Below are 12,762 nucleotides of genomic sequence, written 5' to 3'. Positions count from 1 at the left end.
AAACCCCGCGAAAAGGCTTGGGCTTAAATGAAACGCTTGATGTCTGCCGCATAAATCTGGTCACAGGTATTGAACGGCAGACGGTCGGTGCGCGGTCGCGCGTTGATCGAAAAACGGGATCAGGCAGACAAGGATGGGGGCGCCCTGGCCAGGTTAGCCCGCGAAATCCGCCCGGAAACCAAAGGCGAAGAACGCTCGACACGCTGGACAGAAGACCGCCCGACAAGCAGGAAATGCTCAGCCCCCAAGCTCAGTACAGCCACAGGCGGCGGCACTGGAACGCGTGGATCGGGCCGGGACGCCAGTGCAACAGCCCGGCTGCCATTTTCCCGTGCCGCCAGATGCTGTGTCTGCTGTGGCGCATGCAAAAGCGCTGACCCGTGTGCGCCAAGCGGCGCGGGTAACGGTGCCCCAAACAAAAAGCCGAGATAGGCAACCGCAAGCGCGATAATCGCAATCAGAACGCCGGGCTTCAGACCTTTTGAAAAAGTCTGCTCTTCGTTTGCCGACATCATATGTTGGTTAATCGCCATGGCCGTGATTAGCAGAGCAACACGATGCTGTCGACCCTTGCCGGGTTTGGAGATCGAACGCTACTGCCATCCGGCTGGGTCAAACGACAGTTCACCGCGATGCGTGCTCGACGTCGTGATGAAGCATCATGCCGATGACATGGCTGCGGACAACAGACGACTACCTGTTCTTCGTATTTCTCACAGCAGCCCCATGTCTAACACCACGGCGCGAAGATGCTGATGCATCCTCGCCTTGAAAGCATTCGGTGCAAACGAGATGCGAGAGTTCAAAATATCAGAGGCGCTCGCCCACCAGGTAGGCATAGCGGAACTTGATCGAATTATTGGGACGTTGCGCATCGATCTTCGGACCATACATCAGGTCCGCCGTCAGTATACGACCGGCATCAGCAGCCTTCGGCACAGTACCAAGCAGATAAATATCGCGGCTGAGATAGGTTCGGGTCTCATTGGCGTCCGATTCCATGTAGTTCACTTGAACGACAAAGGCGCCATCGCCGGTTTCCAACAGTTTTGCGAGGATTTTGGTTTCGTTGTTTTCCAGCCATTTCTTTGCCCAATGGGTCAAGGCATAGCTGTTCAGAGCTTCCGATCCCATGCGCAGCGCAGATGCAGCAGCGCCTCCAACGGCGTTGCGAGAGGCAACCTCGCGCGGGCCTGGTGCATAGGTAATATAATCCAGTGACGGACCTCGTCCCATACGGCTCATGGGCTGGGATACATCATTGCTGTTAAACGGCTTCATCTTCAAACTTGAGGAAGACACATCGAAATCAGGCATAGCCTTCTCCTTGAATCACGATAGACGTGCTTGATACCGAAGGCCGAAGTTGCTCACGCACCCTCACCTTGAAGACGCTATCAGGGAACATTCGCTCGAACGGGCGCATCCGAAATATCGGCATCACAACAAATACGGCACCGCCCGAAGGCGGTGCCGCTGCAGGAGAAAGGCGGATTACGCAGCCTTTGTGGTCGACAGATCGTAAGATGCGATCATCGGCGACTTCGGGTTGTTCTGGTCGTCGTAAGGCGTATACTTCACTTCGATCTTGGTGAAGTTCAGCTTAATGGTTTCGACCGGACGGTCACCACTGGAATCGACGGAATAATTGGCGATCAGTGTGTTGGTGAGCGTGTATTCGATATAGGTATTGCCGGGATTGCCGGTGGTGACCATGTGGATCACCGCTTGCTTGCCAGTGCGGCCAGCGCAGGCTTCCTGGAACAATTTCGTGGAAGAGGAATCGCTGACCTTGGTCAGGATGACTTCGGAAATTGCGGGTTCAGAGGCTTCACGGTTGGCAGTCGAGCCAGCAGTGGTGTTCATGGCGCGGCTAACGTTCCAGTGAATAGCCTCGATGTCCATCCAGTTGCGGTGCTCTTCGTGGGTCGCATCACCCTGGATACCATCGACCTTCAGATAAATCGGCATATAAATTCTCCTATATAAATTGAAATCACCTCGTTCACGGCGAGGTATGGTTCACCTTTCACTCACTGCCGCATGCGTCTGGATACCCCTTCCGACGCGGCATCCTTATCCACCGATGCACCCGAGGCATCGGCGAATTCCTCTTTTTCCCCAGCGGCCCCGGCGCGAACGCCGAACCCTTTTTCATCATGGGTTACCAGAGCTTCGGTAACCTTTGCGCCGGTTGCGACCAGCTCAAGGAAGAAGCTGGAAAGCGGCGGCAACAGATCCCGGCCAATCATGATTTCGATGGCACGAGCTCCGATCTCACTTGCAACAGCGCGTCCGACCAGCGCATTGCGGGCCTCTTCGGACAGAGCAAGCTCTGTGCCATAGGCCGAAAAAATACGCTCCCGAATGCGGTTGATCTGGATATCGACGATCCGCGACAGGGCCTCCTTGCCAAGCGGCATGAACGGCAACAGCAGCGTGCGTCCGAGGAAGGCCGGCTTGAACTGCTTTTGCAGTTCCGGCATCAACAATGCTTCCAACGCCTCACCTTCGGGCATGGTGTCTGGATCAAGGGCCAAGGAGGCCAGCAATTCCGAGCCGGTATTGGCCGTCATGAAAATCGTGGTATTGCGGAAGTCAACATCGCGGCCTTCGCCATCGCGCAACATACCCTTGTCGAACACCTGGTAGAAAATATCCTGAACGCCGGGATGCGCCTTGTCGATTTCGTCGAGCAACAGCACGCCATAGGGCCGACGCCGCACGGCTTCGGTCAGCACGCCGCCTTCGCCATAGCCGACATAGCCCGGAGGAGCACCCAGCAGCATGGATACTTTATGCTCTTCCTTGAATTCCGACATGTTGATCGTCGTTAGATGTTGGCTACCACCATACATCAGGTCGGCCAGCGTCAGCGCGGTTTCCGTCTTGCCGGTTCCCGACATGCCGACCAGCATGAACACGGCAGGCGGACGGCGTGGATCGGAAAGCCCGGCGCGCGCCGCGCGCATGGCGTCACCGATCCGTTCCAGTGCGGCATCCTGGCCGATTACTTTTTCCTTCAACCTCATATCGAGGCTTTTTGCGCTTTCAATCTGGTCGGCCAGCAGTTTGCCCAGAGGAATGCCGGTCCACCGCGCCAGCACGGCGGCAACAACATTGCGATCGACCTCATGCGGCACAAGCTTTTCTTCGCCAGCGGAGGTCGGCGCCAGAGAAGCCGCGCGGCGGGTAAGCCCCCGTGTCCGCAGAGGAGTGATCAATGGGGTGACATTGACGTCAGCAACATCCAAGGACGCTGTCATATCATTGTCTACGGCGGGCGCTTCGTCACTCGCTGCCAGCGCTGCAATTTCAGCATCATAGCGCGCTTGGAGGCTATCGATTTCCTTAGCCAGGCGCTCCATTTCAGTGGCCACGGCCTGGCGGCGCTCCTGCACATCCGTATTTTCTGGCTCACGGGCAAGCCAGTCGGTCTCGACCGTGAGATGCGAAAGCTCGCTTTTAAGAAGCAGTAATTGTTCCGGCACCGTCTGGCGCGCCAGCGAAACCGTGGCTGCGGCGGTATCGATCAGGCTGACCGCTTTATCAGGCAATTGGCGGGCTGGAAGAAAGCGGGCAGAAAGTTGTACGGCAGCGACGATAGCCTCGTCACGGATCTTTACCCCATGATGGGCCATGAAGGTCTCAGCTATTCCGCGTAACATGCGGATCGCGGTTTCCTCGTCCGGCTCACGCACATGCACAGGCTGGAAGCGTCTGGTCAGCGCGGCATCTTTTTCGAAATACTTCTTATATTCGCTCCAGGTCGTGGCAGCGATGGTCCGCACTTCGCCCCGCGCTAGCGCGGGCTTGAGAATATTGGCGGCATCGCCCTGCCCGCTTGCCCCACCGGCACCGATCAGGCCATGCGCTTCATCGATAAACAGGATGATAGGTTCCGGCGAACGTTTCACCGCTTCGATAACGCCGGTCAACCGCCGTTCGAACTCACCCTTCACGCCAGCGCCTGCCTGCAACAGAGTCAGATCGAGCATCAGAAGCCGTACGGATTGCAATTTTTCCGGCACGCGTCCGGCGGCAATCTCCAGCGCCAGCGCTTCGGCCACCGCTGTCTTGCCAACACCGGCTTCACCGACCAGTATCGGGTTATTCTGTCGCCGGCGCAACAAAATGTCGATCATCTGGCGAAGTTCGCCATCACGGCCGACGACCGGATCAAGCCGGCCCGCCCGCGCATCCTCGGTAAGGTCATGAGTGTAAAGTCGCAGGAACTCGTCTTCCCGGGCCGACGCCGGAGACAACGACGATTTTGGCGTCTCGGCGACAACGTCTGTCTGCAAAAGTGTTTCGAGTGCTGTTCGGTCCAGCATCCTCAGCGACGGGAAACGACCACGGGTCAAGGCCCGAAGCGACGGCTCATCATCCATAGCCGCAAATATATCGGCAAGCGTAATCGCACGTCTTCCAGACTGGAGCGAAGCACAAATCCAGGCTTCACGACCCAAAGTCAGAATATTCTGGGATAAAGCGAGCTGACCGGATCCGGACACCACGGTGTCATCGAGCGCATCGCTCACTTCGCGGCGAAGTGCTGCAATGGGCAAGCCCAATTGTTCCAACACAGGTTGAAACGATGCCGCATCCATGACGGCGGCAAGCAGATGAGCAATATCAACCTGTCCGTGTCCGCGCCCGGCTGCTGTGGATGCAGCCGTCTCAAGCGCGACACGCAAATTAGGCTCAAGCGATTCGATCAATCGATTGAGGTCAATATGCGACATGCAAAAAGCCTCCCCAGCAACGACCTTACCTTCGTTGGAATAAACAACTAAGGCGATTACCCCAACCTGTCCAGAGCGCGAGATAATTTTTTTAAGATATGCAAAGCCAGGCATCACCCCCGACATCAAACAAATGACCTCAGGTTGACAAAAATATAACTGCGCCCCACATTAACAAGTGGCATATATTAGTTAATTCAAAATGGGGCTAGTCTATCGTTGATCGACAATGAATTGGCTACAGCATTAGTAGAAAACGGACCTTGCGGAATAAATATTCGCGTGGATGCCAATTATCGTGAGGTATACTACAGAATTAAGGACGCAAGGAACCAAGCAAGGACGGAAGAAAGATCTACGACACCTGGAGAGGTTATCAAAGTTTCCCAAAGTTGGAACCTGGTGAGCAATCTTGGATTGCAAATTACTTCTTCCGTCAGCAAAGATCTCGAAGTATTGGCTTGGCTTGCAGAATCCCGTTTGCGACTTGAAGGGTTTCCCGGCCTGAGTGAAGTTTATGAAGCGACGGCGTCGCTTATAGAACGATATAGCGACGAGCTTCATTCGATTGATGATGAAGATATCGAGGAAAAGCTGGCACCCTTTGCCGGATTGAATGGTTTTGGCGCCGAGGGAACATTGATTCAGCCCTTACGCCTGTCTTCGCTTTTGCCGCTTGGGAAATTCGGGGAATTCACGCTTTGGGACTATCAACTTGCCCAGCGCAGTGATGAAACGGGTTTGCGCGATAGCCTGCATCAGGCCGCAGCCGAGGCCGGAATAGCTGCTCTCTCTGCTCATCTGGCCGAGGTCAACACATGCCTCGCCGCCTTCAATGGCTTCAATGCGCTCGTTACCCAGCGCTACGGACAGTTTGCCCCACCGGCATCCAATATCCGCAACGTGCTTGAGGAAATCATTGCGGCGATTCGCAGTCTTGGCGGGCGCGACGACGCGACATTGCCTGCCAATCAGAATGCCACCCCTTCAGGTGAAGATGGACAGACGACCCAACAGAATGCTGCGGCCGGCGCAATCCAGCCCGCTGCCCGCCCAGCCGAGGGGCCCGAAGGCATTGCTTCGCGTGAAGACGCCTTCGATCTCCTGATGAATGTCGCCCGCTATTTCCGCCGCACGGAACCGCATTCGCCGATTTCGCTGTCGATTGAAACCCTGGTGCGGCGAGGACGCATGGATTTTTCCGAATTGCTGACGGAGTTGCTGCCGGAAGCACAGACCAGAAATGCCATTCTCATTGCTGCCGGCATCAAACCGGCCAAGGAGAGCGGAAACTAACACACATCGGCGGAGGCTTCGGCATCCGCCTACCGGATTTTTTGATGCCCAGGGGGCACGCAAGGAGGGTCAGTGATGGCAAGTGTGCATGAAAAGCTAGAGCGGGTTCGCAAGCCCAGGGTCCACATCAAATACGAGGTGGAAACCGAAGGTGCGATGGTGATCAAGGAACTGCCTTTCGTGGTGGGTGTGCTCGGCGATTTCTCCGGCAACCCGACCCAGCCGCTGAAGCCGTTCAACGAGCGGAAATTCGTCCAGATCGACCGGGACAATTTCGACGATGTGATGCGCCGCATGACGCCCGGCCTGAATATCCAGGTGAAGAATACCATTGACAATGACGGCACCGACATCGGCGTCAATCTGAAGTTCGAAAGCATGGACGATTTCCTGCCGGGGTCGGTAGTGCAGCAGGTGCCAGCGCTGAAAGCGCTGCTGGATGCCCGCAATGAATTGCGCGACCTGCTCAGCAAGGCGGACCGTTCGGAAGATCTCGAACGGCTTCTCGAAGACATTCTGCAAAACCGTGGTGATCTTTCAAAGCTCGTCGCCGAGCTGAAAGACCGGCCCGACAGCAACGGCCAGAGCTGACACCAGCCGGTCCAACCGAAAACTCTTTGACTGGCGGCCCTTGTGTGACGCCGCTTTGAAAGGATTGAAGAGATGAGCGCTGAAAGCGTTTTGAAGCCGAATGAAACGACCGCCGCCACCGAGGAACAGGGGCTGTTGTCGAAGGTCGTTGCCGCCACCCGTCAGACGGAGCCGGACCGCGCCCGCAACCTTTTGAGCACCCTGACGGATCAGGCCCTGAAAGGTACTGTAAAATACGACCGCAACCTGACGGTCACCTTGAACAATGCCATTGCCGAGCTGGACAAGGTGATTTCCACCCAGCTCGCCGCCATCATGCAATCGCCGGAATTTACCAAGCTGGAAGGCAGCTGGCGGGGGCTGAACTATCTGGTCAAGAATTCTGAAACCAGCGTCAACCTGAAAATCCGGGTGCTGAACGCCTCCAAACGCGAACTGTCGAAAGACCTAGCCAAAGCGGTCGAATTCGACCAGTCGCGGCTGTTCAAGTCGATTTACGAAGACGAATTCGGCACGCCTGGCGGTGAACCGATGGGTGCTGTCGTCGGCGATTACGAATTCGATAATTCTTTCGAGGACGTCCAATTGCTTCAGGGCGTGTCCTCGATTGCCGCCGCTGCCTTCGCGCCGTTTGTCTCGGCAGCAAGCCCGCGGATGTTCGGCTTTGACGATTTCCGGGAATTGTCGCGGCCCCGCGACCTCGAAAAAATCTTTGAGACGGTGGAATATGCCAAATGGCGCAGCTTCCGCGAAAGCGACGATTCGCGTTTCGTCACGCTGGCCCTTCCACGGGTGTTGGCGCGCATGCCCTATAGCCCGAAAACCAGCCAGATCGACGAGTTCGGTTTTGATGAAACCCTGGGCGAGGCAAGCGGCGAGCTGCATCACGATAGCTATTGCTGGATGAATGCCGCCTACGTCATGGGGACGCGCCTCACCGAAGCGTTTGCGAAGAACGGCTGGTGCACAGCCATCCGTGGCGCGGAAAACGGCGGCAAGGTGGAAAACCTGCCCATGCATGTGTTCTCCAGCGATGATGGCGACCTCGACCTGAAATGCCCGACAGAAGTCGGCATTACCGACCGTCGCGACGCCGAGCTGGGCAAGCTGGGCTTCCTTCCGCTCTGCCACTATAAGAACACCGATTACGCCGTGTTCTTCGGCGCGCAGACCGCCCATAAGCCGAAGCTCTACGACAAGCCCGAAGCGACGGCCAATGCCGCCGTTTCCGCCCGCCTGCCCTATATGATGGCGACCTCACGGTTCGCCCATTATCTGAAGGTCATGGGCCGCGACAAGATCGGCTCCTTCATGGAAGCAGACGATTGCGAAGTCTGGCTCAATCGCTGGATCTCCAACTACGTCAATGCCAATGACGATGCTGGAGAAGATTCGCGCGCAAAGTATCCGCTGCGCGATGCCAAGGTGACGGTACAGGAAATCCCTGGCAAACCGGGCTCCTACAATGCGGTCGCCTGGCTGCGTCCATGGCTGCAGATGGAAGAGCTGACAACTTCGCTGCGCATGGTTGCCCGTATTCCATCGAAAAACTGATCGATCATCAAAGGTCTGCGCGGGTGCTTCGCGCAGACCTCTATCGTCAACGTCATCAAACATGCGCGTCCACCGGGGGGTATTGTGAGGACATCGTCACGGATGCTGGCGGATCGGTTGATCGCGGAAATCGACGCGGTTTTGAACCGGCAGGTGAATGCAATTCTACATCATCCCGACTTCCAGGCGATGGAAGCGCGGTGGCTTGGTCTTGACTTGCTGGTCCGCGAAGCCGGACGCAGCGCCGAGGTGAAAATCAAGCTGATCAGCGCCAGTTGGAAAGAATTGGCGCGCAGCATGGAACGCGCCACCGATTTCGACCAGAGCCACCTGTTCGAACTGGTCTATAACCGAGAATTCGGCATGCCGGGCGGCGAGCCATTCGGACTTCTGGTCGGCGATTACGACCTCTCTCCCGCCACCATCGATGGTAGCGATACAGTCAGTACGCTTGCACGCCTTTCAACGGTAGCCGCAGCGGCCTTTTGTCCCTTCATCGCCGGTGCATCGCCGCAGGCCATCGGTCTTGAAACCTTCCGCGAACTGAACCGGGTTTCCGATTTTTCCTGGTTGCAACAGGACAAGACGCGGCTGCGCTGGAACAGCTTGCGCGGCAATGACGATACCCGTTTCCTGGGCCTGGTTGCACCGCGCGTGCTGATGCGCCCGCCCCACAAACCATTCTGGCGCAAGCGCAATGACGGTTTTCCGTTTCGTGAACATCTCTCGGAAAGCGGAGAGACTTTGCTCTGGGGAAACAGTGCCTTCGCCTTTGCGGCGATTATTCTGCGCACCTTTATCGATTCCGGCTGGTTTGCCGACATGCGCGGCGTTACCCAGGACGAGATCGATGGCGGTATGCTGGCGCCCTGGCAATTGCCGGGCCTTGATATCGGTGTGGAAAGCGAGGGCCTGTCCGCCCAGCCGCCCGTCGAGGTCAAACTGACCCGCTCCCAGGAATTGCAACTGTCCGATCTCGGCATCGTGCCGGTTGCTACGACTTATCTTTCATCATCCGCGATTTTCAACGCCAACCAGTCGCTGCACGCGCCCGGCCATTATTCCAGCGAAACCGCCCGACAAAATGCCCGGCTGGCGGCCATGCTGCAATATGTACTCTGCGCGTCACGCTTCTCGCATTACCTGAAGGTGATCATGCGCGACAATATTGGCCAGCTCAGCACCGCCAATGTCATTCAGCGCCGGCTGGAAGACTGGCTGTCAGGCTATACGCTGGGCAATGACGATGCGGATGTGTCGCTCAGAAGCCGTTATCCGCTGCGTTCCGCAGGCATCCACGTCACGGAAATTCCTGGAAAACCTGGTGCCTTTTCCTGCACGGTCAGATTGCAGCCGCATTTCCAGCTCGATGATATCTCCACCAGTTTTCATCTCGTCGCCGAAACCTCGGGCGCTGCCGCCATGGGCGCTACCCCCGGGCAGACGGAACCGAAAAGGATAGTTGCATGAGTACCGCCTCCCGCCGCATTGCCAGCCTGCTCGATGATGCAGATCTTGCCCAGGCCATGGATGCCGTCAAAGCCGAATTGAAAACGGCGGCCAGCGATCATGACCTGCGCCATCTCTATATCGACCTGCTGATTCTGGCTGGCGATTATGAAAAGGCCGACAGCCAATGCGAATTGGCTGTCCGCTTCCAGCCGCAGGATGCCGTCGGTTTTTCGATGCTGCGCCAGCAGATCCGTGGGATGGCAGCCCGCAAAGCCTGGTTTGAAACCGGTGCTCTGCCGGATTTTCCCGGTGGCCCCACCGCCAGCGACCAGATTGCGCTAAAGCTCAACCTAGCCCTGAAGGAAGGAGCGGCAAGCGAGGCTGTGTCTCTGCTTGCCGAACTGGAAGAGAGCCGTGGCACTGTGCCGATACTGTGGAACGGCGCCGCCGTTGCCGATATCCGCGATCTCGACGACCGTATCCCTCATGCGCTTGAAGTGCTGACCACCGGCGGCGCCTATCTCTGGGTCGATTTTTCAAGGATCGCGTCTGTTACGCCGCAACCGATACGCCGCCCCCGGGACACGGCCTTCCGCCCGGCGGAACTGACACTGGAAAGCGGCGCCGAGGCGACCGTGCTTCTCCCCGCCATTTATTATGGCGCCGATTCCAGCCCTGCCCTGCAACTCGGCCATCAGACCGAGTGGATGGATGCGGTGGACGGGATCGTCACCGGTCTTGGCCAGCGATGCCTGCTGGCGGGCGACGAACTGGTGTCTTTCCACGATCTTGAAAGCTTGCAATCGGATGCGACCGGCGAAAGGCAGGCTGCCCATGGTTGATCCATTACAGCGGTTTCGCGCCTCTGAGCGGGTATTGAACCGATCCGTCCTGGACCGGCTGCTGGACGATACGCCTGATATGGACAGTGATCCGCAAACCAGCGTCAGCGAACAGGTGCGTGAGATGCGCGAAGTGATCCGCCGCGACCTGGAAGCGCTGTTGAACACCCGCCGCTGCCCGCAGGCACCACCGGATGGACTTGGCGAGTTGCAGGACGCGCTGGTCTCCTATGGCGTCGATGGTGTTCTTTCGGCCAATCTTTCCACCGACGAATCCAAACTTCGCTTGGCAAGACTGGTGGAACGGCGCATTGCGCTGTTTGAAACCCGCCTCGCCGACGTCAAGGTCACGATCCTCAAAGGCAATACAGAGGGCGACCGCGCCTTGCGGATGCGCATCAACGGTACGTTCCGCCTTTATGACGGGATGCCGCCGGTCAGTTTCGAATCTCGCATCGACCCCTCCACCCAGGCTTTCCGCATCGAGGCGTCGAATGGCTGAAACCTTTCTGGAACGCTATAATGACGAGTTGTTCGCGCTTCGCAGGCGCGCGGAAAAATTCGCCCGCGCCTTCCCGAAAATCGCCGGGCGGTTGCGTCTGTCGGGTGATGTGGCCGACGATCCGCATGTAGAGCGGATCATCCAGAGCTTCGCCTATTCCGCCGCCCGCGTTCGCCAAAAACTGGACGATGAATTTCCGGAACTGACCGACAGCCTGCTGGAAACCCTCTACCCCCATTATCTGGCACCAGTGCCGCCGATGAGCATCGTGCAATTTGCGCCAGGCGCAACGCTGGCCGGCATGCAATTGCTGCCGCGCCATACCGACATCGTCACCGAGCCGGTCGGCGGCGATCCCTGTCAGTTCCGCACCACGCAGGATGTGGAAATTGTCCCGATGACGGTCAGCAATGCCAGCCTGACCGGCTTGCCGCTCGATGCGCCAGCGACACCCTTTGCAGGTGCGGCAGGCGTGTTGCGTCTGTCCCTGCGCTCTACGGCCCCCAAGCAGGACAGCATGGCCGGGCTTGGCGTCAAGCGCCTGACTTTTTTCATTGCCTCCGCATGGGCGCAGGCCGCCGCCCTGTTCGAGCTTCTGGCCAATCATTGCATCGGCATGGCGCTGGCACGGCATTCGGAGGATCGCAATGCAGTCTTTCTGGCAGCGGAAAACCTGCGTCCGCTGGGGTTTGCGCCGGAGCAGGCGATGCTTCCCACGGCACCGGGCAGTTTTGCCGGATACCGGCTGCTGACAGAGTTTTTCACGTTGCCGCAAAAATTTCTGTTCCTGGAGGTATCCGGCATGGATCGCTGGCAGGGCGATGATGTCGAGCTTTACATCTATCTGGACAGCAGTGACGCGCGACTGGAGCGGATGATTTCCGCCAGCGACATCGTCCTCAATGCCACCCCGGTCATCAATTTGTTCCGGCAAAGCTCTGAACCGCTGACATTGGATGGCAGCCGCACGGAATATTCGCTCCTGCCCGACAGCCGCCGCCAAACGACCCGGGAAATCTACATGGTCGAACAGGTCCGGCTTTCGGCGGCGTCCGGCGAAGAACAGGATGCCCGGCCGTTTTTCGGGAGCAGCCAGCGCGGCGCCAATAGCAGTGTGTTCTGGCAGGCGGTTCGCCGGTTCGATGAGGATGACGGCTCCTCGGATACCCAGATCGCCTTCGTTGACCGCAATCGCGGTCCGCTTGAGCCGACCGGATTGACGGCCAGCGTCGATACCCTATGCCTGAACAGAGACCTGGCCAGCCAATTGCCTTTCGGCGGCGGTCACCCGCACCTTCAATTGGTCAAGCGCAGTGAAAGCGTGGCCGAGATCAAGGCGCTTTTACCGCCAACGCCCGCCATTCGTATCCATGAAAAACTGGCGCGCCAGTGGCGGCTGGTCTCCCATCTTCTGCTCAATCATCTGTCACTGTTCGACAATGACGGTTCGGCACTGAAGGATATTCTCTCGCTCTATGCATTGCGCGATGCGCCGGAAACGCGACAGCTTGTCGAAGCTATCAGCCGCGTCGAGGCCAAGCACGCACTCGCCCGGCTTGGCCCCGCCATGGTGCCAGGCACCGATGTCAAGATCGAATTTGACCCGGCTATGATCGACCGGGCAGCCGCCTTCATCTTCGGCAGCATCATTGATCATTTCTGCGGGCTCTATACCTCGGTCAACAGTTTCACCCGGCTGACCCTGACCATGCGCGGCCAGTCCGAGCCAATTGTCCGCTGGCCCGCCCGGGCCGCCGAGCGGCCTTTGCTGTAGGGGTGG

General features: G+C 57.8%; 11 protein-coding genes. 7 read left to right on the top strand and 4 right to left on the bottom strand.

The features are described 5' to 3' along the window. Positions 1 to 119: 119 nt before the first annotated feature. From AVCG78_RS21280 to tssH, 4 genes are all read right to left on the bottom strand, one after another. Entirely contained in the window at positions 120 to 515 is a 396-nt protein-coding gene (locus AVCG78_RS21280; RefSeq protein WP_139191584.1) for a hypothetical protein, read from the bottom strand. Between the two features lie 295 nt (positions 516 to 810). Then, positions 811 to 1,317 carry a hypothetical protein gene (locus AVCG78_RS21275; RefSeq protein WP_041698651.1) on the bottom strand — a complete coding sequence of 169 codons (507 nt, stop codon included), beginning with the start codon at positions 1,315 to 1,317 and terminating at the stop codon, positions 811 to 813. 177 nt (positions 1,318 to 1,494) lie between these two features. Beyond that, positions 1,495 to 1,971, bottom strand: coding sequence for an Hcp family type VI secretion system effector (locus AVCG78_RS21270; protein ID WP_012654308.1), 477 nt, complete (start codon positions 1,969 to 1,971; stop codon positions 1,495 to 1,497). Between the two features lie 62 nt (positions 1,972 to 2,033). Continuing rightward, complete coding sequence (tssH, locus tag AVCG78_RS21265; RefSeq protein WP_071207338.1) at positions 2,034 to 4,745, bottom strand: type VI secretion system ATPase TssH; 2,712 nt, start codon at positions 4,743 to 4,745, stop codon at positions 2,034 to 2,036. Between the two features lie 219 nt (positions 4,746 to 4,964). Between tssH and tssA the strand changes: the two genes are divergently transcribed. From tssA to tssF, 7 genes are all read left to right on the top strand, one after another. Continuing rightward, on the top strand, positions 4,965 to 6,041 hold the full coding sequence (gene tssA / locus AVCG78_RS21260; protein ID WP_012654306.1) for a type VI secretion system protein TssA: 1,077 nt from the start codon (positions 4,965 to 4,967) through the stop codon (positions 6,039 to 6,041). A 75-nt stretch (positions 6,042 to 6,116) separates the two neighbouring features. Beyond that, entirely contained in the window at positions 6,117 to 6,632 is a 516-nt protein-coding gene (gene tssB / locus AVCG78_RS21255; RefSeq protein ID WP_012654305.1) for a type VI secretion system contractile sheath small subunit, read from the top strand. Positions 6,633 to 6,704: 72 nt separating this feature from the next. Then, positions 6,705 to 8,186: a type VI secretion system contractile sheath large subunit gene (gene tssC / locus AVCG78_RS21250; protein ID WP_070148435.1), complete on the top strand. Its 1,482-nt coding sequence runs from the start codon at positions 6,705 to 6,707 to the stop codon at positions 8,184 to 8,186. An 84-nt stretch (positions 8,187 to 8,270) separates the two neighbouring features. Then, the gene (gene tssC / locus AVCG78_RS21245) at positions 8,271 to 9,656 is read left to right on the top strand and encodes a type VI secretion system contractile sheath large subunit (protein ID WP_234665005.1); all 1,386 of its coding nucleotides are present in this window, start codon (positions 8,271 to 8,273) and stop codon (positions 9,654 to 9,656) included. Continuing rightward, on the top strand, positions 9,653 to 10,480 hold the full coding sequence (locus tag AVCG78_RS21240) for a type VI secretion system accessory protein TagJ (RefSeq protein WP_156582583.1): 828 nt from the start codon (positions 9,653 to 9,655) through the stop codon (positions 10,478 to 10,480). Before tssC (AVCG78_RS21245) ends, AVCG78_RS21240 begins: the two co-directional genes overlap by 4 nt. Next, entirely contained in the window at positions 10,473 to 10,982 is a 510-nt protein-coding gene (gene tssE, locus AVCG78_RS21235) for a type VI secretion system baseplate subunit TssE (protein WP_071207205.1), read from the top strand. The genes AVCG78_RS21240 and tssE overlap by 8 nt, the downstream gene beginning before the upstream one ends. Beyond that, complete coding sequence (gene tssF / locus AVCG78_RS21230) at positions 10,975 to 12,756, top strand: type VI secretion system baseplate subunit TssF (protein WP_071207207.1); 1,782 nt, start codon at positions 10,975 to 10,977, stop codon at positions 12,754 to 12,756. Before tssE ends, tssF begins: the two co-directional genes overlap by 8 nt. The last annotated feature ends 6 nt before the right edge of the window (positions 12,757 to 12,762 follow it).

Source organism: Gillisella vitis (assembly GCF_021559775.1).
Taxonomy (GTDB): Bacteria; Pseudomonadota; Alphaproteobacteria; order Rhizobiales; family Rhizobiaceae; genus Allorhizobium; species Allorhizobium ampelinum.
The sequence above is the reverse complement of the archived record's forward strand: the minus strand, read 5'-3'. Positions and strand labels throughout refer to the sequence as shown.